Genomic DNA, 24,941 nt, shown 5'->3' with positions numbered 1-24,941 from the left:
TAGTGAAGTGGCAAGGACTAATAAAAGCTTATAGAGAATTTTTACCTAAAATAAAAGAGGAAAACATAGTTACTTTAAAAGAAGGCAATACACCTCTTTATGAGGCTATAAATCTTCAAAAACTTTTTCCAGGCATAAAAATATATCTGAAATATGAAGGGTTAAACCCAACAGGTTCTTTTAAAGACAGGGGTATGACTGTAGCAGTATCGCAGGCAAAAGAAGAGGGCTCTAATGCAGTCGTGTGTGCTTCAACAGGAAATACTTCTGCTTCTGCAGCTGCCTATGCAGCAAAAGCAGGTCTTAAAAGCATCGTACTCATACCTGGTGGCAAAATTGCCTTAGGAAAGCTTGCTCAAGCAATTGCTTATGGTGCTAAAGTCATTGCCATAAATGGAAACTTTGATGATGCCTTAAAATTGGTTAGAGAAATTTCGAAAAAATTTCCCATAACTTTGGTGAATTCCATAAATCCTTATAGATTAGAAGGACAAAAGACGGCTTCTTTTGAAATATGTGATGAACTCAAAGATGCACCCTCTTACGTTGCCCTCCCTGTTGGAAATGCGGGGAATATTACTGCCTATTGGATGGGCTTTAAAGAATATTATAATGCCAAAAAAATAACGAGACTTCCTAAAATGTTAGGTTTTCAGGCTGCTGGGGCTGCGCCTATAGTTGAAAACAGAGTAATTGAAAACCCAGAGACTATTGCAACAGCTATACGAATAGGCAACCCTGCCAGCTGGCGAAAGGCAGTTGCTGCAAGGGATGAGTCGGGTGGACTTATTGACAAAGTTACAGATGAAGAAATACTAGAAGCTTATAACCTTTTAGCTAAAAAGGAGGGCATTTTTGCAGAGCCTGCTTCAGCAGCTTCTATTGCAGGGGTTATAAAAAAATACAAGGAAGGATTTTTTAAAGAAGGAGAGTCTGTTGTTTGTGTGTTAACTGGAAATGGCTTAAAAGATCCAGATACAGCTGTTAAATTAGGAGGAGAGATAAAAACGATAGAGGCAAATCTAAAAGCATTGGAGGAAGTTTTGTATGGATAGCGATATGGTGCAGGTGAGAATTCCTGCTTCTTCAGCAAATTTGGGACCTGGTTTTGACTGCATAGGAGTAGCACTAAATTTGTACACAGAAGTTTCTATGGGATTTATAGAAAAAGGGCTTATTATTGAAGTTTCAGGAGAGGACTATAAAGAAATAGAGACGACAGAGAATAACCTTGTTTATAAAGCGGCTAAAATAATTTTTGAAAAAACAGAAACACAATATAAAGGCTTAAAAATAGAGATAAAAAATGGCATTCCTATAGGTAGCGGTCTTGGAAGTAGTGCTGCAGCGATAATTGGCGGGATGTTGGCGGCAAATGAACTTGCAGGGGGTATTTTAACCCATAAGGAGATTTTAAACCTTGCAGCTTCCATGGAAGGACACGCTGACAACGTAGGTCCTGCTCTAAATGGAGGACTAAATGTAACAGTTTTTGATGGAGTAAATACTTATTATGTAAAAAAAGAATTAGAAAATGATTTAACGTTTATTGCTTTTACTCCAAAGAAAGTTTTAAAGACGGAGATAGCAAGAAATATATTACCACCAAAAATAGACTTTAAAGATGCTGTATTCAATACAGGTAGGTCTTCTCTTTTGACAGCTGCTTTGTTTAGCGGAAGGTACGATTTGTTAAAAATTGCTAGTCAAGATATGCTCCATCAAAAATATCGATCTAAACTTATACCTGAAATGTATGCCTGTTTTGAAAAATCTTTAGAAGCAGGAGCTTATTCTGCTTTTCTAAGTGGAGCAGGTCCTACAATTATGGCTATTTGCCCAGAAGATAAAGCAGATAAAGTAGTGGAAAGTGTGGGAAGTGTGTATACTTATATGGGAATTGATTACAGAGTATACAAACTCCATTGTGAAAACAATGGTGCTCAAGTTTCAAAGGTTTCTCTATCAGTATAGGGAAACCTTTAATTTTGGATGCATTGTGATATAATTAAACTAACAGGAAAGAAAGAAATTATAACTTTTTAGGGATGGAGGTATATATTGTGAAGAAATTCTTGTCGCTATTTTTGACATTTATCCTTGTAATAAGTGTTGTTTTTGCTATTCCAGTTCCTGCTTTTTCTGAGACCTCAACACAGATTCAAGAAGACCAGCAATTATATGATAACCTTGCGGACATTGGTTCTATAATGAAGTATATAAAAGATAACTACGTAGAAGATGTGACGTATGAGCAACTTAAAGAAGCGGCTTTAAAAGGAATTTTTTCAAGCCTTGATGAGTACAGTACATATTTTACAAAAGAAGAGTTCAAAGATTTTACTAAAAATACTTATGGAACTTTTAGTGGGACAGGAATGGTCTTGGCAGAAAAGGACGGAAAAATTGTTGTAATTTCTGTTTTAGAAGGTTCGCCTGCTGAAAAAGCTGGAATCAAAAGTGGCTATATCTTAAAAGCAGTAAACGACAAAAGCATTGAGGGGATGAATATAAACGATGTAGTAAATATGATAATAGGGGAGGAAGGCACAAAAGTAAAGGTTACGTTTGACGTAGGAGGGGCAACAAGAGAATTTGAACTTACAAGGCAAATAATTCGAGTCAACCCAGTTTCCTATAAAATAATCCAGGGAGTTGGATACATAAAAATACAAGAATTCAATGAGAATACTACATCTAGTATAACAAAAGCATTACTTTACATGGACAAAAACAATGTAAATAAAATAATCCTCGATTTGCGGGATAATCCTGGCGGCTTATTAACAGAGGTGGTAACCGTTGCAAACTTCTTTGTTCCAAAAGGGGTTGTGGTGACTGTAGAGAAAAAGGATGGAGAGGATGAAGTATATTATTCTTATCTTAACAATCCTAAGTACAGATTAGCAGTTTTAATCAATGGCAATACTGCTTCTGCAGCTGAAATATTAGCAGGAGCCATACAAGATACAAAAGTAGGTATATTAGTGGGAGAAAAATCTTTTGGAAAAGGAACTGTCCAATCGGTAGTGCCACTGCCGGATGGAAGTGGCTTTAAACTTACGATTGCAAGGTATAAGCTCCCTTCAGGCAGATATATTGACAAGCAAGGCTTGAAACCAGATATATATGTGGCAAGTACTCAATATACTCCTTCGATTAAATTTAACGGTACGTTAAAGGTAGGTTCCAAAGGAAATGATGTAAAAATTATACAGAAACATTTAAATATCTTGAAATTTAATGCTGGCCCAGAAGATGGCATTTTTGGCCCTAAAACAGCAAACGCTGTAAAAAAGCTACAAAAAAAAGCGGGGTTGACTCCAACAGGGGTTTTTGATAAAAACACATACGATGCAATGGTTAAAATGCTCGAAGAATTAAATAATAAGGATAATCAATTAGATAAGGCAATAAAAGTATTAAACAGCTAAATATGCTGAAAAGAAAGGTGCACTAATCGTTACGTCTGCTGGAAATGACAGTTTAGATGCTGGAAATAGAAAAGAAGTTACAGAATTTGCAAATGAAAAATATGGAATATTTTATGCACCGGCATCTTTGCCAAATGTTGTAACCGTGTCTGCTACAGGACAAATGCAAAAGGCTCCTTAAGGTTTTATCTTAAGGAGTCTTTTTTTGGAGTAATTTTTATCTTTTAAGACAATAAAATTTTATTTTTGCATATCAGTAATCGATATTTTTTTAACAATGTACATTTTACGTGGACAAATGTATTTTTTACTATTGCATTTTTTACTTTATTGATTTATCATATTAAATATACATCTAGTAACAAGGAGTGATAAAATGAAAGAAATGATATTGATGACACCAGGGCCTACAATGGTGCCGGAAGATGTAAAAAAAGTTGCGGGTGCACAGCCTTTACACCATAGAACGGAAGATTTTTATGAATTATTTTCTAATCTCAATAAAAATTTAAAAGAAATATTTAAAACTAAAAATGAAGTTATCACGTTGACCTCATCAGGAACAGGTGGAATGGAAGCTGTCATTGCAAATCTTTTTTCCACGGGAGATAAAGTATTAGTCGCCAGTATAGGTTATTTTGGAGAAAGATTTTATGATATAGCAAGAGCTTATGGCCTTGATGCAGAACTTCAAGACTTTGGCTGGGGAAACGCCGTAGACCTTGACGTATTAGAAGATAAATTAAAAAATGGCAATTACAAAGCCCTTTTAGTTACCCATAATGAAACTTCCACAGGAGTTACAAATAACGTAAAAGAAATTGCAAAAATTGCTAATAAATACGGGGTAGCAATTGTCGTTGATGCTGTAAGCTCGTTAGGTGGTATACCCCTTGAAATGGACGAGTGGGGTATTGATGCAGTAATAACCTGTTCTCAAAAGTGCCTGATGTCGCCACCTGGACTTAGCTTTGTTGCTTTGAGTGAAAGAGCATGGAAAATGGCTGAAACTTCTAATCTTCCAAAATATTATTTTAGCTTGAAAAAAGCAAGAGAAGGCGTTTTAAAGCCCAACCCCGATACTCCTGCTACTCCTGCTGTTTCCACAATAATGGCTGTAGCAAAAGCGACAAATATGCTTTTGGAATTGGGATTGGATAATGTATACAAGCGGCAAGCTGACTATGGAAAAAGAGTGAGAGAATACATAAAGAGCCTGGGATTAGAGCTGCTGCCGGAAGAAAAGATAGCTTCTGATTTAATAACTGCTATAAAAGTTCCTGAAAAATACAAAGCATCAGAAATTATAAGCCACATGAAAGAAAAACATGGGGTATTAATAACAGGAGGGCAAGGACCTTTAAAAGGGAAAATTATAAGAATAGGCCATATGGGTTATGTTACTGAAAAAATGCTTACTAAAACCCTTGAGGCGTTGAAAGATGCAATAGATAAGGAGGGATAAATCTTGAAGATAATTGTCACAGAAAAAATATCAGAAAGTGGGATTGAGTATCTTAAAAAACACGCTGAAGTAGATGTGAAAACTAATATCTCGAGAGAAGAGCTTTTAGGAATTATTAAAAATTATGATGCTATTATTGTTAGAAGTGCTACAAAAGTGGATAGAGAACTCATCGAAAAAGGCGAGAAGTTAAAGGTAATAGGTCGTGCGGGAAATGGGGTTGACAACATTGATGTGTCATCAGCTACCGAAAAAGGAATCCTTGTTGTAAATACTCCTACTGGGAATATCGTTGCTGCAGCGGAATTGACCGTTGGTCTTATGCTGGCTATAGCCAGAAATATACCACAGGCATATCATGCTGGCCTTAATGGAGACTTTAGAAGGGATAAATTCAAAGGCGTTGAACTAAATGGTAAAACTGTAGGTATAATAGGTTTTGGTCGAATCGGTTCCCTTGTTGCTGCAAGGCTGGCAGCATTCAACATGAGAGTAATTGCTTACGATCCTTATATGCCTGATAGTCGTTTTGAAAAATACGGAGTAGAAAAAGTTACTTTGGATGAATTACTTCAGCAATCAGACTTTATAACAATCCATCTCCCAAAAACGGAAGAGACAAAAAAAATGATTGGGGAAAAAGAATTTAAAAAGATGAAAAAAGGAGTTAGAATAGTAAATGCTGCTAGAGGAGGCATTATTGATGAAAAGGCACTTTACAATGCCATAAAAGAGGGCATTGTAGCGGCAGCAGGTTTGGATGTTCTTGAAGTAGAGCCCAAATATAATGTAGAACGACAAGATTTTCACAATCCTCTTCTTGAACTGCCAAATGTTGTCTTTACTCTTCACCTTGGAGCTTCGACTTATGAAGCGCAAGAAAACATAGGCATATCAATTGCTCAAGAAGTAATTTCGGCTTTAAACGGCAATTTGTACGGAAACATAGTAAATTTACCAGGTGTAAAATCCGATGAATTTTCACAGCTTAAACCATATATGAGATTAGCCGAGGCCATGGGAGCACTTTATTATCAAATAAATGAAACTCCTGTTAGATTAGTTGAAGTGATATATAGAGGAGAGATTTCTAGAACTAATACAGAAATTGTCACTCTTTATGCACTTAAAGGCTTTTTAAAGCCTGTATTAGAAGAGGATGTAAGTGTTGTAAATGCAAAATTAAGGGCAAAAGAAATGGGAATAGAGATTGTAGAAGGAAAAATCGAAGAAATAGACCACTATTCAAGCCTTATCATTCTCAAGATTACAGACACTCATGGCAAAACCACACAATTTGCTGGAACCACATATGGAGAAGAAATAAGAATTGTAGAGTATATGGACCATAAAGTAAATTTTGAGCCTACAGAAAACATGCTATTTGTTAAGAATAAAGACGTACCAGGGGTTATAGGTCATATTGGGAATGTATTAGGAGACTTTGGCATAAACATCTCAACTATGCAAGTAAGCCCCAATAAAAATGATGGAACTGCCCTTATGATTGTAAGTACGGACAAAGAAATTCCTGATGAGGCGGTAGAGTCGCTAAATAAATTAAATAGTATAATAAAAGCAAGAGCTGTAAAGGGGTTAATATAGAAATAAAGATTGTTGTCAGAATATTATAAAGATGATATAATATATACAAGTAAATTTTATTAGGGTAATAAAAATGCAAAATAGTAGCGTAATAAAAAAGTTAAATGAAATTACAGATTTTTTACCGGAGAAAGAAATTGCTGAAGTGATTGACTTTGCTGAGTATCTTAAAGAGAAAAAAGAAAGAGCTTATAAAAAAATTTAGAGATTGGGAGAAAGCTTTAGAAGTAGAACAAATGACCTATGGAGAGGAAAAATTGTTAAAAGAAAGCGAAGGAGAATATATAACTTTAGAAGAAGCAAAAAAGGCATTAAGGATAGAGGACAATGGAATATAAAATTGAGATTTACAACGTAGATTTTGTTATTAGAGTAAGAGCTTTTAGTATAAGAGGGGGTATATATAAATGAAAAAAGGAGCAAGTTTTCCTTGCTCCTTTTACTTTAGCAAAATAAACTCAAAAAGGTGGTTTTTATGAAAGCTATATTTTCTGGAGGAGCTAATGAAGTAGGTGCTTCATGTTATCTCATTAATCTTGATGGTAAAAACATATTACTCGATTGCGGAATACGTATGTCATCTACAAAGGATAATCTTCCTGATTTTCGTTTGATTCAAGAGCATGGCGGTGTTGATGCCATAATAGTAAGTCATGCCCACTTGGATCATACAGGTGCATTACCTATTATATCAAGAATGTATCCCCAAGCTAAAATATATATGACTCATGCTACAAAAGACCTAACAAGAGTATTGCTATACGACAGCTTAAAAATAATGGAGAGAGAAAGTGAAATACCTATTTATGCCGAAAACCACGTCAAAGATATGTTAGATAGGGTACTTTGTTATACACCGGGATATACTTTTACGCCTTTTCCCGATTCGCAAATAAAAGTTACACTATATCCTGCAGGCCACATATTAGGCGCAGCCTCAGTTTATATTACCTCAGCAGAAGGAAGCATTTTTTATTCAGGCGATTTTTCTGGATTTAGGCAGAATACCATAGAAGGAGCTTTTATACCTAAATTGAGACCGGATGTAGCAATATTTGAATCTACATATGGAGACAAGCTGCATGCCAACAGGGAATTAGAAGAAACGAGGCTTATTGAAAAAGTATCTTCTATAATAAACGAAGGTGGAAAAGTTATAATACCTGCATTTGCACTGGGAAGAGCCCAAGAAATTATACTTATTTTGAAGAAAGCAATAAACAAAGGGCTATTAAAAACAAAAGTATATGTTGATGGCATGGTGAGAGAAGTATGCAGGGTTTATAAATTAAATCCCAATTATTTAAGGCAAAACCTTGCTAAAAAAATTTTCAAGGGTAATGATATATTTTTTGATGATAATGTTATAGAAGTTGAAAAGCCTGAAATGAGAGAAGAGATTATAAAAGAATCATGTGTAATCCTATCAAGTTCAGGTATGATAACCGGAGGCCCAAGTCAGTGGTATGTTGAGAAACTTGCACAGGATGAAAAAAATTTAATTGCCATAACTGGCTATCAAGATGAAGAATCTCCCGGCCGACGATTGTTAGATATCATGGAAGAAAGCCCTGAAAACAGAAAAATTAAAATTGACGATAAAGAAATATTGATAAATGCAAGTATTGACAAATTTGGCCTGTCAGCTCATGCTGACATGGGAGAAATACTAGCACTTGCTAATAGTCTTTACCCTAAAAAAATATTCCTTGTTCATGGAGATCCGGAAATAATAAATTTTCTCGGAAAAGAAGTTCAAAAAGACTTAAAGTCAGAAGTATACATACCTTCAAATGGTGACATCTATGAAATTGACATAAAAAATCCAAGAAAGCAAATTGAGAAACAGCCTTATCCTTCTATGAACCAAAATTGTGCGTTGACTCAAGAAAATATAAAGGATTTATGGCGATTTATAGTTGAAAAAATAGGTGTAAAACAGGCATTATCTCTTGAAGAAATAGCACAAATTTGGGGAAAAGGTGTTAACGCTGAAAACTTGAAAGAATTACTAAACAATACTATATACTTTAAACCTGATAAAAAACGGATGTTTTTGTATCATGCAGTAACTGAAGATGAATTGAAAAATCTTCAAAAAGAGGAAGTAATGGAGCTAAATCAAATGCTTTCCCTCGTAGATGAATATTTTGGCCCTGAATCGGGGTTGTATAAAAAAGGTGCAAGGTTTGAAGAAAAAATAGCTCTTTTATATTTCAATTTTCCCGATGTAGCAAGAGAAAAATACTCTGAAAAATTTAAAGAATTTGAAGAGAAAACAGGTTGGAAAATAGAGCTTAACAAAAATATCAATATTTCAGCAATAAACAGCATTTTGTCAAAAATACTTCCTAAAGAAGTTTTAATAAAAAAAGTTTCATATATAAACATGGAAAAGAAAGTTATAGTAAAGATAGAAGGAAAAATTAATGATTTAGAGCTAGTTAAAGACAAGTTTTATAGTGAAACAGGCTTAACTTTATTAATTGCAAATGATGAAAAGAAAATTCCAAATGAGAAGAAAGAAATTATTATAGCAAATAGCGATTTTGAAGATAGAATGGAGCAAAATAAAGCTTTGAAAATAATTGATGAAGAATTCTCAAAATTTCCACATAAAATTTACAAAAAAAGCATAAAGACATCCTCGGATGGTTCTAAGTATATTGAGCTTTCATTTATATCAAAAGTAGTGGGTGAAAAGTACACAGAACTGATTAAAAAACTGTCAGAAAAGACAAGATGGCCTATAGGGATAAGCAACAGTTGCAATCAATTTGAAATAATAAACATAGTTAAAAATCTTTTTGAAGAAAAAGGGATTCTTTTAAAGAAAAATCCCAGTATATATGTAGACAACATGATTGTAAAAATTGTAACTTCTTCTCCTATCGAGAAAGAAACGCTAGAAGAAATTAATGAGAAGCTATACTATTTAACAGGGTTTAAAGTAGAAATGCTGTAAAATTTTTGTGATATTTTTCAGATATCTATACTGCTAGTTTTGCTGTGCTTTGCCTCAAAGTGATATATTAAAAAGCCGGAAGTTGTGCCCGTTTAGTTTTGTCGCTTTGGAACATCGGAGCTACGATGCAAAATATCTTCTTCAAAAAATTTTTGACTTTGCCTACAAACTGAGGAGCAAACTTTCCTGCTCCTTCAAATATTATAAGGTGTTCTTTTTTTTCCCTCAAAATAATAAAGAGTGTTTATCCCGTATGATTTTACATAAGCATAAGCTTTGTCAAAATCTCTTGCCACATCGTAAGGATTATGAGCGTCAGAATTTACTACAATCGGTATATTATATTCCTTGATCATTCCCATTATTTCTTTTGAAGGATAGATTTCTCCTACGGGTTTTCTAAGCCCTGCCGTAGAAACTTCAATTACTATACCTGCTTTAGAGATTTCCTTAATATTTCGTCTTATTTTATCAAAAGTGTAAGGCTTTGCCCTAAATCCAAAAATTTTCACAAGGTCAATGTGTCCTATAATATCAAATAAGCCTGTTTTAGCCATTTTTTCAATTATATTAAAATATTCGAGATAAACCGAATCAACATCTCTTGTTTTCCATTCTTCTATAGATTCTTCAAGGTCTATACCCCAATCTTCAATCCAATGAACAGAGCCTATCACATAATCCCATGGATAAGGCTCTAAAAATTCCTTTATTTCCTTTTCATTTCCTGGGAAGTAGTCTGCTTCTATACCTAATTTAACAGGCAGTCCCATTGCTTTTGCTTCCTTTATAAGTTCAACATAGTCAGAAATGCTTTGATCCATATAATCTTTTATCCATTTGCCTCTGAAACCGTCACTTTTATAAGCGCTATATCCTTCTTTAAATCTATGTCCGTGTTCAGAAATGCCAATCTCAACTAGACCTTTACTTAAACCAGAATCTATAAACTTTTTAAGCCATTCTATAGTATAAGGGCCGTTTTCTATGTGGACGTGATAATCTGCAGCCATATTTTTCCTCCTTTTTTCAATAAGATAAAGGTTTAAGATTTTAATATCTTACAACATTATAATATTTTGCGAAAACTAATGCAATTTGTGTTATAATAATTTAAAGTGATTGATTTAATTTGTGAGGTGAGATGCTTTATCCTCTTTACAATCACTTCAAAATCCTATATAATAAATAAGTATTTATTTTTTACGAGGTGTTTTTATGTACTGGCGGTATTGTAAAAATTCAACAAAATCCATCTAAACTTAAAGGGGTACGAGTCTCTATTTTTCCAAAATAGAGATTTTTTTATGTGTTAAAAACCATTAAAAATTAGTCTAAAAAAACGATAATACACTTAAGAGGTGAGAAAATGACAAAATATATTTTTGTAACAGGAGGAGTTGTATCCTCTCTTGGCAAAGGAATAACTGCTGCATCATTGGGAAGGCTTTTAAAAAGTCGCGGCCTATCAGTTGCTATTCAAAAATTTGACCCTTATATAAACATAGACCCAGGTACTATGAGTCCATACCAACATGGTGAAGTTTTTGTTACAGAAGATGGGGCGGAGACAGACTTAGACCTTGGGCATTATGAAAGATTTATAGACACTAACCTTACCAAAAGTAGCAATGTAACAGCAGGTAAAGTGTACTGGTCTGTCATTACAAAAGAGAGAAAAGGGGATTATCTCGGCGCCACAGTACAAGTGATCCCCCATATAACAAACGAAATTAAAGAAAGAGTATACAGAGTTGCAAAAGAAAAAAATGTAGATGTGGTAATAACGGAAATTGGCGGAACAGTAGGAGACATAGAAAGCCTTCCTTTCCTTGAAGCTATAAGACAAGTAGCAATTGAACAAGGTAAAGAAAATGTTATGTTTATTCATGTCACATTAGTACCTCATCTTGGAAAGACAGGGGAATTAAAAACAAAACCTACCCAACACAGTGTCAAAGAATTACGCTCTATAGGTATTCAACCAGATATGATTGTATGCAGAACAGAACTTTCTCTAACGCAGGACTTAAAAGAAAAAATTGCCCTTTTTTGCAATGTAAATGTAGAAGCGGTTATAGAAAATAGAGACGTAGAATCAATTTATGAAGTACCATTGGAATTCGAAAGACAAAAAGTAGATGAATATGTGTTAAAAAGATTAAATTTGCCTCTTGGTCAATCGGATTTAAAACAATGGAGAGAATACGTAGAAAGAGAAAAGAACCCCACAAAACAGGTAGAAGTAGCTCTGGTGGGAAAATACGTTGACTTACACGATGCTTATATAAGCGTTGTAGAAGCATTAAAGCACGCAGGAGTTTATCATAGTGCCGCTGTTAACATAAGATGGGTGAATGCGGAGCATGTGAATAATGAGACAGTAGAGATGCTTTTAAAAGGAGTAGATGGCATATTAGTGCCTGGAGGATTTGGTGATAGAGGCATTGAAGGCAAAATAAGGGCCATCCAGTATGCAAGGGAAAACAAAATTCCTTACCTCGGATTGTGTCTTGGTATGCAATGCGCTGTAATAGAATTTGCAAGAAATGTAGCAGGACTAAAAGGAGCTAATTCTACAGAGTTTGACCCGGATACTTCCCATCCTGTAATAGACCTCATGCCTGAACAAAAAGACATAGATGAAAAAGGCGGCACAATGAGATTGGGAGTGTATCCTTGTAAAGTAATTGAAGGAACAAAAGCTTATGAAGCCTATAAAGACGAATTAATTTATGAAAGACATAGACATAGGTACGAATTCAATAACCAATATCGGGAGCTTTTAACCTCAAAAGGCCTTGTGCTTTCAGGTCTTTCTCCTGATGAGAGGTTGGTTGAAATGATAGAATTAAAAGACCATCCTTATTTTGTGGCATCCCAATTCCACCCAGAATTCAAGTCAAGACCTTTAAAACCTCATCCATTGTTTAGAGATTTTATAGGAGCAATGTTAAAAGACAAGGAATAAGGGCTGGTGAATATCCAGCCCTTAAATTTTACTTGATAGTTATGAACAAAAAAGCTATAATATATCTAGAAATTAATTTTAAAATTAATCTGGAGGTGAAAACAAATGGAAGAAGTCATTGGAGTAGACAAATTAAGGCCCAAATTGGGTGAATATTTAGAAAAAGTAGAAAAAGGCGATGTGATAATAGTTTCTTCTCGATCTGAACCCAAAGGAGTTATAATAAGTTATTCTATGTACAATCAATTAAAAGAACTTGAAAAGAAGGCAAAACAATTAGAGATTATGCAAATTTTAAACGAATTTAGAAGTAAAGCCGAAACAGCAGGCTTATCTGAAGAAGACGTACAAAAAGAGATAGAGGAAGCACGAAAATGCGGGCAGTAATTGATACTAATGTTTTAATTTCAGCTTTTATTAGCAAAAAAAGCTATCCTGCAAAAGTTATTGATTACTGGGTCTTAAATAAATTTAACCCGGTAGTAAGTAAAGAAATTGTGGAAGAATATGCTGATGTGTTGACACGAGATAAGTTTGCTGTTTTTGGCACTATTGAGAAAAGACTTGACTTGCTAAATAGGCTTTTATCTTTTGATTGGGTTTTATTTGTATATCCAAAACAAAAAATAGAGGTTATAAAAGAAGACCCAAAAGATAATATTTTCTTAGAGTGTGCTTTAGAAGGAAGTTGTGACTTCATAGTCACAGGTGACAATCATTTGCTTCAACTTAAAGAGTATAAAAATATTAAAATAGTAAAAGCAGAAGGATTTGTAACCATATTGTAATCGCTCTGAAATATACCTGTAATATAAATGTAATAAAATAAAACTCAAAAGTTATAAAAAACAAAAGAGGAGGGGACCGATGGGAAGAAAGGGAAAGTATCTGTTTATTTTTTTATTAATTTTTCTAATTTACAGTGGAACATTTGCATATGCGGCTGAAACTTATAACATCGACGGAAAAAACATCTCCTACAATTACCCATCTATAAATATCATCATAGACGGGGTAAAACAAAATCCGAATATGAAGCCCCTCATGATTGACAATCATGTATTTGTGCCAGTAAGGTTTATTTCAGAAAAAATGGGGGCGCAAATAGGTTATGACAGCACTAAAGTGTGGATTACTTACGATGGAGATAAAATCGTCCTCTATTTTTACAAAGACACTGCCTATGTAAATGATAAGCCTGTAAAACTTGACTCATCTGTTAAACTTGTAAACTATGGCTATACATATGTCCCATTGCGATTTATAAGTGAAGCTTTCAAAAATAACGTCAATTGGGACGAAAATACAAACACTGTGTATATAGACAGTAAAACAGGGACAGACACGCAAATTGCTTCTGCAAAATTGAGTGATCAAATTTCAAATACTACCAAGACTTCCCAATCTAATTTAAACAATACTTCCACAAATCAAAATACACAAGATACCTCTGTCAAACCGTATACTGTAGATAGTATAGGATTTACTAATATGAATGATGCAAGAAGTGTAATTATTTTAACTCAAGATTCTAACTATAACATTTCAAAATCGCCAAATAAGGACGCAATTTTTGTAGATCTAAACAATGCAGTTTTAAAAAATGGAGTATATGGATTTGCCCTTGATGATAAAGTTGTAAAAGGTGTTATTCCGACACAGCTTACTCCTAACACGGTGAGAGTAATTATTACCTTGAGCAGTGATGCTGAGTATTCCGTAGCGCAACAGGATGGCAAATTGATAATTAACATACAACCGATTATTACAACTCTACCTTCCTCTTTAATGGTAAACGCTGATGTAGTAAATATACGGACAGGCCCAGGTACACAGTATGACATTATAACGCAGGTCAATAACGGGGACATATTAAGTGTAATTGACAAATCAGGCGATTGGTATAAAGTCAAACTTCAAAATGGAGTAGTAGGCTGGATTGCAGGATGGCTTACAATTGCATATAACAATCCTAATCAAATAACGAGTGATACTTCTGATAATCTTTCCGATAGAAGGACGCTGACAGCTGGTGGCAGTCAATCTTCAAGAGGAAATATCGGCCAAGCTCTTACGTCTTTACCCTATGCAGGAAAAGGAGTATGGTACAGTATATATTCTACGATGCCTACTGCAAATGATTTAAGCCGCTTTGTAAATGCCAGAGTAACTCATATTTACCTTGAAGTTGCTACATCAAAAGCGGGATTTCCAGACAAATGGAAAAAATGGCTGGATGACTTGCTTCCTGCTGCACATAGAGCTGGAATAAAGGTCATAGCATGGCTGTACACAGACTTGAAAGACACCACATATGATGCATCTTTGACGGCTCAAGTTGCCAATTATGTTACCCCAAATGGTTATCGCGTAGATGGGATTGCTGCAGATATAGAAGAATTGCCTCAAAAAGATCCAGTTACAGCTTCAAAGATGGTAGAAGACTATGCAACACAAACTTTAAAAAATTTACCTGCAGGAATGCCTTTTATCGCGATCACTTATCCGCCCCAATACAGGCCCAACTACCCTTATGCTACAATGGCAAAATATTTTGATGCAATTGCTTTAATGGACTACTGGCACGTATCAAGCGCAAACTACACCTATGATGATGCAAAAAATTTTGTATCTGATTCCATTAAAAAAGTACAATTTTTAGCAGGAAACAACGTCAACATAGAAGTCATTTTGCACGGTTATGATGACGGCTATGGACTTCCATCTGTAGACGAATTAAGGGGTGCTCTTGATGCTTCAAAAGATGCAGTTGGATATTCAATATATACTTGGAATACACTAAATGATGAACTAAAAGACGTATTTGCTAATTATTAAAAATGAAGGAGTGGCTTTTTCGCTACTCCTTCACTATTTTATCTAATAGTACTGCTGCTTCTTCTCGGGTCAAAGGCTTTTTAGGATAAATGTATATTTTACCATCTATATTTGTACCAGCTATTAAATTATTCTCATAAGCTTTTTTAATGAAATCATATGCCCATGATGAGATGTCATTTTTGTCTGCAGGATCAAAAATAACAAAATCAACATTCTCTTTTGGCTCATAAAATTTCATAAGAACGCTAATGGCTTCTTCTCGCGTTATGGGATTATGAGGTTTAAAAGTGTTATCCTCGTATCCTTTCATAATTCCATTATTTACTATATTTGCAATAGGTTTATAGTACCATGCATTTTGAGAAACATCTTTGAAGGAAATTTCTTGCTGCAATACCGGTTTATCTTTTAAAAATGCTCTATCTATCAAAGAAGCAAATTCCGCTCTAGATATAATTTTGTTTGGCCTAAAAGATCCGTCTTCATATCCTGCAAAAATCCCTTTTATTACCGAACTAAGTATATTCTTTTCAGACCACATATTTTTAATATCCCAAAAAGGAATAAACCCTGTATCCCTACTTAACTTGTTTATTTTTTCAACAATGTCTTGACCTGTATCGGAATCCCTCACAGTAATTCGTTTTAACTTCATAATATTATCGCCATAATAATTTACTCCTTCTTTAATGCCAAATGCCATTTCAAAACCTACTTTTTTTGCTATCTCGTCGCTTATTTTATTTCCCGAACCAAAAGGATATGCTAAACATATAGGCGCTTTACCTATTTTTTCTTTAATTATTTCTCGTGAGCGCAAGAAATCTAGATAAAGCCTTTCTTTATACTGTTCCATTGTTTCAAGATGTCCATCAATGATTACAGGTCCCATTACCATTGGGATTTTCTTAAAATCATTTGACCTGTAACCGTGGAGGTCATATGTGTGACTCTCAATCTCTATTACTCCGCTGTCTGCCATTTCTTTTGCTTGTTGCCACGTAAAATGCGGTATAACAACTTCGGGTTTTTGCTTGTTTACTTCATCTGGCACATAACTTACTATAATATTTATTTCAGCTTTCATTCCTAATTTTTTAAGTATAGGATATGCATACGTGTAATTGCTTAAATATCCGTCATCAAAAGTTATTACAATAGGTTTTGGTGGCAAAGGCTTGTTGTACAGTACAAAATCTCTGAGCTGTTCTAAAGTTATAGTATGATATCCTGCCGCTTTAAGGTAAAGCATTTGCTTTTCAAATCTTTCTGGGTCAATTATTACACCCCCATACTTTTTAGAATCAAATGTACCTTCTTTTTGAAGGTGATGGTACATTAAAACAGGCACAAATGGCTTTTTAGATTGTGCCTTTGAATGTAGCACTGGAATTGATACAGCAAGTACGATTGTTACCATGATTGTAAGGATGATTAACGCTTTTTTACTCATGTTTTCCAACCTCTCACACAAATTTATCATAAATATATCACATAATTATCACAAATATGTTACAAAAAAGTTAACAAAACATTAAATTTTTTATAAAAGAAATATTTGTAATTCTAAGCCAAGTTTTCTTTTTATGTAATTATAAGGAGTGTGAAGCACTTAGAAGAATCCCGAAGCCCAAAAAAAGATTAATAATAAAATGAAAATTCCCTTTTGTTATGGTATAATTTATACAAAAAGACAAGCAGGAGAAGGATATGTTTAAAAAAGCTTTGTGGTTTGTACTGACTTTATGTATATTTTCCTTGCCAGCTTCTACTTACAATGAAAAATTTACAATGCCAAAAGACGACATAATTTTTATTCCTCTTGACAGCCGGCCTGTAAATACCCAAAATGTAAGCCTTCTGACAAATATGTGGGGGAAAAACTTGATTTTGCCTCCACAAAATGTACTTGATGACTACACAAAGCCGGGAAACTTTGAAGGGCTTAATGAATGGCTTAATGAGGTTATTCCTAGAAGTAACGTTTATGCTGTAGTAATATCACTGCAACAGTATTTGAATGGAGGCCTTATAGCATCCCGTGATATCAAAAACTATAAAGATTATGAAGAAAGACTTTCGCTCCTTTATAAATTTTTGACAGAGAATGAAAACAAAAATATAATCATATTTTCAATAATACCTCGCCTTACGCCTACACAATTTTCCGACTACCAGTATGTAAAATACAGTGACAGACTAAAAGAATTTTCAGAGTTATCTGATAAAGTTGACCTTTTTAACCAAGAAAAGGATAAAACCAGGCTTGAAAAAATAAAAAAAAGCATACCACCTGATGTGCTTACTAAGTACATTGAACTTTTTGAGTTAAATAAAGGAATAAATGAGAAGCTCATTGATTGGACAAAAGAAGGATATATAAAAACACTAGTAATAGGCATTGACGACACACAGAAGTTTAGCATGTCAAATATGGTGGCGCGAAAACTTAACCAATATGCGAAAACACAGCAAATATCGAATAAAGTATACGTACTCCATGGCGCTGATGAAATTGGCATGGAGATAACGGCAAGGCTTGCAAATGAGTACTACAAGCAAATTCCTCGTTTTAATGTCGTTTATGACGTAAAAGACCCTGATAAAGTTATTTTGCCTTATGAAGGAGCAGACCTTAAGAAAATTGTGGAAGAAAAAATTAATTTTATAGGAGGAAAAACCGATTCAAGTGGCGAATGTATATTGTATGTCCATACACATGAAAATTTAGGAATAAAAAACGACATACAAAAATATAAAAATAAAGGACAAATTTTCGGAATAGCAGATGTTGCATATGTTAATATGGCGGATAAAAAATTAATCGACCTGCTCTTTGACTTGAATCCCTTAAGCTTTCTCTATGCGGGCTGGAATACTCCCAGCAACGCAATAGGGACAGTTATATCTGAAATGTCTTTAAAAATGGTCCTTGACAAAAGCATACTTCCTTCTTACAAAGAAGAAGATGCTATAAAAAGTTTTATAGCTTTCTCCTTTATACGTTATGCGGACGACTTTGCCTATCAAGCTGATGTAAGAAATAAAATGTACAAATGGGCAGAGTCAAACCACATGGCAAAAGATAACATAGACAAAAAAACTGCAGATGAAGAACTTTCAATAAAGATGAAGCCCCTTATTAATACAATAAAGGGAAAATATATTGGAGAACTAGTAAAGGCGGGAAATAGTTCTGTTGGCATAAAAGACATAGAAGTGAAAGTGAGATACCCTTGGAACAGAATGTTTGAAATAGAAGTTTTACCTAAAATAATATTACAACAGGGTTCGTAATGTTAAATTAATATTACAGAAATATTACAAATTGGTAACATTTATTGACTCATTAAATACCTGATGCTATAATATAATCAGGTTGTTTATCCAAAACATACTACATGCTCTAAAATGTACTTACATAGGTAAAAAATTTTTGAAAGGCATTATGCCTTTCAAAACAAAAAATATAAAAATTAAAATACAAATACAAGGAGGAGGATTGACTGTATGAAGAACCTCAAAAAGTTAATAGCAGTGGTTCTTACATTCGCATTGGTGTTCAGCGCGATGGCAGTAGGTTTTGCTGCAACGACACCGTTCACCGATGTGAAAGATGATGCACCTTATGCATCAGCAGTGGCTCGTCTGTATGCTCTAAACATTACAAATGGTAATACAGACGGCACATATGGCGTAGATCAGCCAGTTACAAGAGCCATGATGACTGTTTTCGTAAACAGATTATCTGGCTACAGAAATTTAGCTGAAATGGCTAAGAATGATACACCAGCCTTCAAAGATGTTTCAAAGAATTATTGGGCAGTTGGTGACATCAACTTAGCAGCTAAACTTGGCCTTACACATGGTGTAGGCAATGGCATGTTTGACCCAGAAGGAAAAGTAACATATGCACAAGCTCTTGGCTTCATGCTCAATGCCCTTGGCTATAAGAATCTCTCATGGCCATATGGCGTTGTTGCAAAGGCCCAAGATCTTGGATTGACAGCAGGTTTAAATCGTGCTTACAATGATGTTGTAACTCGTGGAGACCTGGCTTTAATAATGGATAAAGCATTAGATCAGCAAATAGTAACATCCTATGATACAAATGGTAATCCTGTATTAGGAAACAAACTTATATCAAAAGTTGCAGATGTTACAAGATATCTTGTAGTTGCAACCCCTGACGTTGACAGCAATGTTGCCCAAGGTAAAGTTTTGGTTCAAGGAATCAAAGATGTAAATTCAGATGGCGTAATTACATTTAAAGCTGCCACAACTATAAATGCTGGTACTGTTGATTTTAACAAATACCTTGGTAAAGTTGTAGATGTTTATTCAATAAAAGGTGGAGACCCTGTATCAGTTGATGTAGTATCTACAGACAAAACATTTACAGCAAAGAGCTTTAACGTAGTATCAAATAGTGTATATAATGATGGAAGTAAAGTTGTAGATATTGATACTCCTGCTAATGTAACTGTAATTTATAACGGTGGAAAAACAACATTGGATCAGGTAGCAACTAAAGTATATGATGGTGCGAATGTAGCATTGACAGATACAAATAACGACGGTAAATATGATTATGCGGTTATTACAGGTGCTTACAAAGCTTCTGTTGTTGTTACAGCTGATGTAAAATCAACTGACAAGTTCCTCAATGTTAACAATGTTTATAATAGCAGCTATAGAATAGCTGGAGATCCGGTAAAGACTGTTGTGGTTACTGGATCAGTTACTAGCTTGACAGATATTAAAGCTGGTGATGTTGTATACTATGCTTCAACAATAGACGGTTCGAAAGTTACACTTCTTGTTGTAAGAAACAAAGTAGAAGGAAAGATAACAAAAGTTGCATATGATGGAAGTACAACAACCGCAACAATCGGCGATAAAGATTATACAGTAGCTCAATACATTAACGGTAATGCAAGTGGTGCAAAAGCTACAGTTGGTCAAGAAGGTACTTTTGTTCTTGACAAAGATGGCAATATCATTGGATTTATAGGCAAACAAGCTACAGCAAATTATGCAGTATTGCTTGCATTTAATGCGAACGACGTATGGAATAACGGCAAAGTAAAACTATTAACTGCTGATGGAAAAGTAAATGTATATTCCACAACTGTTACAAGCACTACCTATGGAACAAATGACATAATAACTTACTCAATTGATTCAAACAATGTTGTTACAGCTATCAATAGTCCGAAGACAGCCGATACTGACAATGTAGTAGCAATTAATGCTTCTGCTGCTTACAATAAAGATACACATGTCTTAACAGTAAGTGGAACAACTTACTATATGACAAACAATACTGTAATATTTAATTACAATTCTACTGATGATAGCTACTCAACAGTTAAATTGTCAGACATAACAAAAGATACATTAAATGTAAAGCAGTTAGTTGCTGATCAATATGGCTATGTTAAAGCTATATACCTCAATGAAAGCAGCTTAACAGCTGAGCAAAGCGTATCATCAACAGTATACGGATATGTAACAGGAGTGACAACAATAGACCTTGGCAGTGGTAATACTCAGTACAAGCTAAATGTATTAGTGAATGGTTCAGAGCAAACATACACAACAAAAGTTAACTTGACACCTACACCTTCTACAGGAGCGGCTGCTATAGGTCTTGACAGCAATAATGTTATTGTCAGCTTTGCGTCTAAAGCCTCTGCTGATGTACAAGATGCCAAAGTTAATAGCTACAATGTATATGGCATTACAACTGACAAAGGCACCTTTGCATTAAGTCCAAATGTGACAGTTGTAACAAAAGACAGCAGCGGTAACTATGTATTAGCACAACTTGGCGATCTTGCAGCGGGTACTACAGTTGACCTGTACAAGGATTCAACAGGTAGAATAGCAGTAATAGTCATAAAATAACATCAAACAACCATAATGAGTCCTCCTCCTTGGGGGACTCTTTTATTTTCTCTCAAACAGGCATTGCCTGTTTTATTTTTTTGCCTATTGACAAAACAAAAATGATAATATATAATCAAAATTGAGCAAAATCAATCACATTTGAGCGGGATAATATTGAATGGATGTGAATGAATATGAGTATATCTGATAGAATGTTTGGTGAGGAGAGACGCTTAAAGATTGCGGAAATTATAAGTAAGGATAAAAGTATCAGTGTTTCTGAGCTTAGCAAACTCTTTAATGTTTCTGAATCTACAATAAGAAGAGATTTGCATGTACTGGAGGAAAAGGGTTTCATACAGAGGACTCACGGTGGTGCGATATTGAATGCTGGCACTCATTATGAGCCTGCATTTTTTGAAAAAGAAGATGTAGAACTTGAGGCAAAAAGGAAGATAGGTAAAATTGCTGCTTCAATGATAGAAGAAGGAGATTCTATAATTTTAGATGCTGGTACGACTACTCTTGAGATAGCGCGAAATCTAAAAAATATGAAACTTACTGTTGTCACAAATTCACCTCTTATTGCTATAGAACTTTCAAAACACGAGGATATTGAGCTTATTGTGACAGGGGGTATACAGAGGTGGAGGACTAAGGCTTTAGTTGGTCCTATTGCTGAAATGGTGATAAGACAGTTTAAAGTGGATAAGGCTTTTATAGGCACAAATGCTATATCTTTTGAGGATGGGCTTATGACTCCAGACTTAATTGAGGCCAATACAAAAAAGGCCATGTGTGATGTGGCAAGTGAAGTTTATATAGTAGCAGACCACACTAAATTTGGGAAAAAATCTTTTGTTAAATTTGCAGATATAAAGGACATTACGGCAATAATAACAGATGATGAGGTTGATTATGAGATAGTGAGAAAATATGAACAGGCAAATATAGATATAGTAAGCTTTGGAAAGGATGAAAATAATGATAACGACGGTAACGGCGAATCCAGCAATTGACAGGACAATAATTGTTGAGGATTTGAAACTTGGTTATGTAAATAGGGTAATTCGATCAAGAGTAGACGCTGGGGGAAAAGGTATAAATGTCGCTAAAAACCTTAAAAATTTTGGAGACGATGTTATTGCTCTCGGATTTATAGGACCTAATGCTAAATATATAATCGATTCTTTGGAAGATGAAGGCATAAAAACTGACTTTGTGAAAATAAAAAATGAGACGAGGACAAATATAAAGATTTCTGATATTTCAAGGATGGAAGTTACTGATTTGAATGAATATGGCCCTCATGTAAGCGAAGAAGAAATAGAGCTACTTAAAAAAAGTATATGTAAATATGCTAAAGAGTCAAAAGTGCTTGTGCTTTCAGGAAGTTTACCACAAGGAGTGCCAAAGACTTTTTACAAAGACATAATTAGAGAAGTAAAAAGCGGTGATTTAAAAATAATTCTTGATGCTGACAAAGAAGCGCTTTTATACGGCATAGAAGAAAAGCCTTACATGATAAAACCTAATGTGCAGGAGTTAGAAGATGCAGTAGGCAAAAAGCTTGAAAGTTTAGAAGAGGTTATTGAAGAAGGGAAAAAGCTGAAGGATTCAGGCATAGAAATAGTTGCGATTTCTATGGGAGGCCGCGGCAGTGTTGTGATAACAAAGGAAGGGATATATAGGGTAATGCCAGTAAAAGTTGAAGTAAAAGGGACAGTTGGGGCAGGAGATGCCTTTGTTGCAGGCTTTGCCCATGGAATATACAAAGGACTTCCGATTGAGGAGACAATAAAAATAGCAGCAGCTTTATCTACCTCCGTTGTCATGAAAGAAGGCACAAGAGCAGGCACTCTTGAGGAGGTAAATATATTAAAGGATAAGATTGAAATAGAGAGGATAGAAAGGTGAGGGAAATGGAAATAAAAGATGTATTGAACGAAAAAATGATGGTTTTTGACCTAAAGGCAAAGGACAAAAATGGAGTGTTGGAAGAGTTAGTGAGTGTTTTAAAAGAAAATGAAGTTGTAGATGATGAAGAAGGCTTTTTAGAAGTGGTGAAAAGAAGAGAAGAAGAGTTTTCTACAGGTATAGGCTATGGGGTGGCAATACCGCATGGTAAAAGTAGTCTGATAAAAAAGGTCTCAATTGTATTTGGCAAATCTCGTGAAGGGATTGATTATAACTCAATGGATGGTAAACGGGCACATTTATTTTTCTTAATTGCTGTGCCAGACAACTCTGATGAGCTGCACCTTAAAGTTTTGGCTGAGCTTTCAAGGTCTTTAATGCATAAGGAGGTGAGAAAGGAGTTAGAAAAAGCTTCGACACCTGAGGAAGTCATAAACGCTTTTAGAAAATAATTTTTAGAAAGGGGATTAGTTATGAAAAAAGTAGTTGCTGTTACGGCCTGCCCTACAGGTATTGCCCATACCTATATGGCAGCGGAAAATCTTCAGATGGCAGCCAAAGAGATGGGAGTAGATATAAAGGTAGAGACGCAAGGTTCAATAGGTGCAGAAAATCAGCTTACTGAGGAAGATATAAAAGCTGCAGATGCTGTAATAATAGCAGCGGCAACTAAAGTTGACAAATCGAGATTTGCAGGAAAACCTATACTTGAGGTATCTGTCGAAGAGGCTATAAAGAATGCGAAAGGACTTATTGAAAAAGCTCTGAAGATGGAAAAACCAAAAGACTATGTGGAAAAAGTAGAAGAAATTCATAGAGAGAGGTCAGCTCAAAGAACAGGTGCATACAAACACTTGATGACAGGCGTTTCTTATATGATACCTTTTGTAGTTGCAGGCGGTATTTTAATTGCGCTTTCTTTCTTCTGGGGATATAAAGCCTTTGAGGTGGAAGGAACTCTTCCTTGGGCTTTGATGAAAATTGGCGGCGGCTCAGCCTTTGCATTGATGGTTCCGATTTTGTCAGGTTATATAGCATTTTCTATAGCAGATAGACCTGGCCTTGTACCCGGTATGGTAGGCGGTATGCTAGCAGTATCTACTGGAGCAGGATTTTTAGGTGGCATAATTTCAGGATTTTTAGCAGGATATACGATAGTTTATCTGAAAAGGTTAATAAAGCTTCCTAAAACATTAGAAGGTCTAATGCCAATACTCATATTGCCGGTATTATCGACTTTGATAGTAGGATTACTAATGATATATGTAATTGGTTCTCCAATGAAAGCTATAATGACATCTTTGACTGCCTGGCTTACAGGAATGAGCTCTACAAATGCAGTTATTTTTGGAGCAATATTAGGACTTATGATGGCTTTTGACATGGGTGGTCCTGTAAACAAGACAGCTTATACTTTCGCAACGGGTCTTTTAGCATCAAATGTTTTTGCTCCAATGGCAGCAGTAATGGCAGCTGGTATGACTCCTCCACTTGGGCTTGCTCTTGCGACAGTTCTTTTTAGGGATAGATTTACAAAGGAAGAGATAGAAGCAGGTAAAGCAGCATGGGTTTTGGGTGCTTCCTTTATAACAGAAGGTGCTATACCATTTGCAGCGGCAGACCCCTTTAGAGTGATACCTTCTATAATGGTGGGTTCTGCTGTAACAGGTGCTCTTTCAATGCTTTTCCACATTGAACTTCGAGCTCCTCACGGAGGTATATTTGTAATACCAATAGCCGTGTCAAACCCGCTTCTTTACATTGGAGCAATAGCGGTAGGAACTGTGGTTACTGCTCTTATGATAGCAGTGCTTAAAAAGAAAGTTGATTAAAAAATTGGGGTAAGCAAGA

Annotated in this window: 20 protein-coding genes and 1 pseudogene; 19 read left to right on the top strand and 2 right to left on the bottom strand. The window is 35.0% G+C overall.

Annotation, left to right across the window (positions count from 1 at the left end):
- The first annotated feature begins 2 nt into the window (after window positions 1-2).
- The 9 genes and pseudogenes from thrC to TMATH_RS10865 all read left to right on the top strand — a co-directional run bounded on the left by thrC (window position 3) and on the right by TMATH_RS10865 (window position 9,469).
- Window positions 3-1,055, top strand: a complete 1,053-nt coding sequence (gene thrC, locus TMATH_RS10890; RefSeq protein ID WP_012996169.1) for a threonine synthase — start codon at window positions 3-5, stop codon at window positions 1,053-1,055.
- Complete coding sequence (gene thrB / locus TMATH_RS10885; RefSeq protein WP_013150986.1) at window positions 1,048-1,974, top strand: homoserine kinase; 927 nt, start codon at window positions 1,048-1,050, stop codon at window positions 1,972-1,974. Before thrC ends, thrB begins: the two co-directional genes overlap by 8 nt.
- 89 nt (window positions 1,975-2,063) lie before the next feature.
- A complete protein-coding gene (locus TMATH_RS10880) occupies window positions 2,064-3,434 on the top strand; it encodes a S41 family peptidase (protein ID WP_013150985.1) in 1,371 nt (456 codons plus the stop codon).
- Between the two features lie 13 nt (window positions 3,435-3,447).
- Window positions 3,448-3,615: pseudogene (locus TMATH_RS12520) on the top strand (hypothetical protein); the annotation flags it as partial.
- Window positions 3,616-3,810: 195 nt separating this feature from the next.
- Window positions 3,811-4,899 carry a pyridoxal-phosphate-dependent aminotransferase family protein gene (locus TMATH_RS10875; protein WP_013150984.1) on the top strand — a complete coding sequence of 363 codons (1,089 nt, stop codon included), beginning with the start codon at window positions 3,811-3,813 and terminating at the stop codon, window positions 4,897-4,899.
- 3 nt (window positions 4,900-4,902) lie between these two features.
- Window positions 4,903-6,504: a phosphoglycerate dehydrogenase gene (serA, locus tag TMATH_RS10870; RefSeq protein ID WP_013150983.1), complete on the top strand. Its 1,602-nt coding sequence runs from the start codon at window positions 4,903-4,905 to the stop codon at window positions 6,502-6,504.
- 73 nt (window positions 6,505-6,577) lie between these two features.
- Complete coding sequence (locus TMATH_RS12285; protein WP_013150982.1) at window positions 6,578-6,709, top strand: DUF2281 domain-containing protein; 132 nt, start codon at window positions 6,578-6,580, stop codon at window positions 6,707-6,709.
- The gene (locus TMATH_RS11955; RefSeq protein WP_232192577.1) at window positions 6,660-6,842 is read left to right on the top strand and encodes a hypothetical protein; all 183 of its coding nucleotides are present in this window, start codon (window positions 6,660-6,662) and stop codon (window positions 6,840-6,842) included. The genes TMATH_RS12285 and TMATH_RS11955 overlap by 50 nt, the downstream gene beginning before the upstream one ends.
- Window positions 6,843-6,979: 137 nt before the next feature.
- A complete protein-coding gene (locus TMATH_RS10865) occupies window positions 6,980-9,469 on the top strand; it encodes an MBL fold metallo-hydrolase (protein WP_013150980.1) in 2,490 nt (829 codons plus the stop codon).
- A 194-nt stretch (window positions 9,470-9,663) separates the two neighbouring features.
- Here the strand turns inward: TMATH_RS10865 and TMATH_RS10860 are convergent, their stop codons facing one another.
- Entirely contained in the window at window positions 9,664-10,482 is an 819-nt protein-coding gene (locus TMATH_RS10860) for a histidinol-phosphatase (protein ID WP_013150979.1), read from the bottom strand.
- Between the two features lie 356 nt (window positions 10,483-10,838).
- Between TMATH_RS10860 and TMATH_RS10855 the strand changes: the two genes are divergently transcribed.
- The 4 genes from TMATH_RS10855 (at window position 10,839) to TMATH_RS10840 (ending at window position 15,278) form a co-directional block, all read left to right on the top strand.
- A complete protein-coding gene (locus TMATH_RS10855; RefSeq protein WP_013150978.1) occupies window positions 10,839-12,440 on the top strand; it encodes a CTP synthase in 1,602 nt (533 codons plus the stop codon).
- A 105-nt stretch (window positions 12,441-12,545) separates the two neighbouring features.
- A complete protein-coding gene (locus TMATH_RS10850; RefSeq protein WP_003870462.1) occupies window positions 12,546-12,827 on the top strand; it encodes a type II toxin-antitoxin system Phd/YefM family antitoxin in 282 nt (93 codons plus the stop codon).
- Window positions 12,815-13,228 carry a putative toxin-antitoxin system toxin component, PIN family gene (locus TMATH_RS10845; RefSeq protein ID WP_003870461.1) on the top strand — a complete coding sequence of 138 codons (414 nt, stop codon included), beginning with the start codon at window positions 12,815-12,817 and terminating at the stop codon, window positions 13,226-13,228. Before TMATH_RS10850 ends, TMATH_RS10845 begins: the two co-directional genes overlap by 13 nt.
- Window positions 13,229-13,307: 79 nt before the next feature.
- Entirely contained in the window at window positions 13,308-15,278 is a 1,971-nt protein-coding gene (locus TMATH_RS10840; RefSeq protein WP_013150977.1) for a stalk domain-containing protein, read from the top strand.
- 22 nt (window positions 15,279-15,300) lie between these two features.
- Here the strand turns inward: TMATH_RS10840 and TMATH_RS10835 are convergent, their stop codons facing one another.
- Window positions 15,301-16,734: an S-layer homology domain-containing protein gene (locus tag TMATH_RS10835; protein ID WP_013150976.1), complete on the bottom strand. Its 1,434-nt coding sequence runs from the start codon at window positions 16,732-16,734 to the stop codon at window positions 15,301-15,303.
- 257 nt (window positions 16,735-16,991) lie between these two features.
- On the opposite strand from TMATH_RS10835, the gene TMATH_RS10830 reads away from it, so the two are divergent.
- The 6 genes from TMATH_RS10830 to TMATH_RS10805 all read left to right on the top strand — a co-directional run bounded on the left by TMATH_RS10830 (window position 16,992) and on the right by TMATH_RS10805 (window position 24,922).
- Entirely contained in the window at window positions 16,992-18,578 is a 1,587-nt protein-coding gene (locus tag TMATH_RS10830) for a DUF4127 family protein (protein WP_013150975.1), read from the top strand.
- A gap of 213 nt (window positions 18,579-18,791) precedes the next feature.
- Window positions 18,792-21,191, top strand: a complete 2,400-nt coding sequence (locus TMATH_RS10825; protein WP_013150974.1) for an S-layer homology domain-containing protein — start codon at window positions 18,792-18,794, stop codon at window positions 21,189-21,191.
- A 170-nt stretch (window positions 21,192-21,361) separates the two neighbouring features.
- The gene (locus TMATH_RS10820) at window positions 21,362-22,192 is read left to right on the top strand and encodes a DeoR/GlpR family DNA-binding transcription regulator (RefSeq protein ID WP_013150973.1); all 831 of its coding nucleotides are present in this window, start codon (window positions 21,362-21,364) and stop codon (window positions 22,190-22,192) included.
- Window positions 22,158-23,090: a 1-phosphofructokinase gene (gene pfkB / locus TMATH_RS10815; RefSeq protein WP_003870455.1), complete on the top strand. Its 933-nt coding sequence runs from the start codon at window positions 22,158-22,160 to the stop codon at window positions 23,088-23,090. The genes TMATH_RS10820 and pfkB overlap by 35 nt, the downstream gene beginning before the upstream one ends.
- Window positions 23,091-23,095: 5 nt before the next feature.
- On the top strand, window positions 23,096-23,542 hold the full coding sequence (locus tag TMATH_RS10810; protein ID WP_041591725.1) for a PTS sugar transporter subunit IIA: 447 nt from the start codon (window positions 23,096-23,098) through the stop codon (window positions 23,540-23,542).
- Window positions 23,543-23,563: 21 nt separating this feature from the next.
- The gene (locus tag TMATH_RS10805) at window positions 23,564-24,922 is read left to right on the top strand and encodes a PTS fructose transporter subunit IIC (RefSeq protein ID WP_013150971.1); all 1,359 of its coding nucleotides are present in this window, start codon (window positions 23,564-23,566) and stop codon (window positions 24,920-24,922) included.
- Window positions 24,923-24,941 lie beyond the last annotated feature (19 nt).

This window comes from Thermoanaerobacter mathranii subsp. mathranii str. A3 (assembly GCF_000092965.1).
GTDB classification, from domain to species: domain Bacteria; phylum Bacillota; class Thermoanaerobacteria; order Thermoanaerobacterales; family Thermoanaerobacteraceae; genus Thermoanaerobacter; species Thermoanaerobacter thermocopriae.
The sequence above is the reverse complement of the archived record's forward strand: the minus strand, read 5'-3'. Positions and strand labels throughout refer to the sequence as shown.

Excerpts from the sequence above, each read along its gene's own strand:
- thrB (WP_013150986.1), top strand. The coding sequence starts at position 1,048 with ATGGATAGCGATATGGTGCAGGTGAGAATTCCTGCTTCTTCAGCAAAT.
- TMATH_RS10875 (WP_013150984.1), top strand. The coding sequence starts at position 3,811 with ATGAAAGAAATGATATTGATGACACCAGGGCCTACAATGGTGCCGGAA.
- TMATH_RS12285 (WP_013150982.1), top strand. The coding sequence starts at position 6,578 with ATGCAAAATAGTAGCGTAATAAAAAAGTTAAATGAAATTACAGATTTT.
- TMATH_RS10865 (WP_013150980.1), top strand. The coding sequence starts at position 6,980 with ATGAAAGCTATATTTTCTGGAGGAGCTAATGAAGTAGGTGCTTCATGT.
- TMATH_RS10860 (WP_013150979.1), bottom strand. The coding sequence starts at position 10,482 with ATGGCTGCAGATTATCACGTCCACATAGAAAACGGCCCTTATACTATA.
- TMATH_RS10855 (WP_013150978.1), top strand. The coding sequence starts at position 10,839 with ATGACAAAATATATTTTTGTAACAGGAGGAGTTGTATCCTCTCTTGGC.
- TMATH_RS10850 (WP_003870462.1), top strand. The coding sequence starts at position 12,546 with ATGGAAGAAGTCATTGGAGTAGACAAATTAAGGCCCAAATTGGGTGAA.
- TMATH_RS10845 (WP_003870461.1), top strand. The coding sequence starts at position 12,815 with ATGCGGGCAGTAATTGATACTAATGTTTTAATTTCAGCTTTTATTAGC.
- TMATH_RS10840 (WP_013150977.1), top strand. The coding sequence starts at position 13,308 with ATGGGAAGAAAGGGAAAGTATCTGTTTATTTTTTTATTAATTTTTCTA.
- TMATH_RS10835 (WP_013150976.1), bottom strand. The coding sequence starts at position 16,734 with ATGAGTAAAAAAGCGTTAATCATCCTTACAATCATGGTAACAATCGTA.
- TMATH_RS10830 (WP_013150975.1), top strand. The coding sequence starts at position 16,992 with ATGTTTAAAAAAGCTTTGTGGTTTGTACTGACTTTATGTATATTTTCC.
- TMATH_RS10825 (WP_013150974.1), top strand. The coding sequence starts at position 18,792 with ATGAAGAACCTCAAAAAGTTAATAGCAGTGGTTCTTACATTCGCATTG.
- TMATH_RS10820 (WP_013150973.1), top strand. The coding sequence starts at position 21,362 with ATGAATATGAGTATATCTGATAGAATGTTTGGTGAGGAGAGACGCTTA.
- pfkB (WP_003870455.1), top strand. The coding sequence starts at position 22,158 with ATGATAACGACGGTAACGGCGAATCCAGCAATTGACAGGACAATAATT.
- TMATH_RS10810 (WP_041591725.1), top strand. The coding sequence starts at position 23,096 with ATGGAAATAAAAGATGTATTGAACGAAAAAATGATGGTTTTTGACCTA.
- TMATH_RS10805 (WP_013150971.1), top strand. The coding sequence starts at position 23,564 with ATGAAAAAAGTAGTTGCTGTTACGGCCTGCCCTACAGGTATTGCCCAT.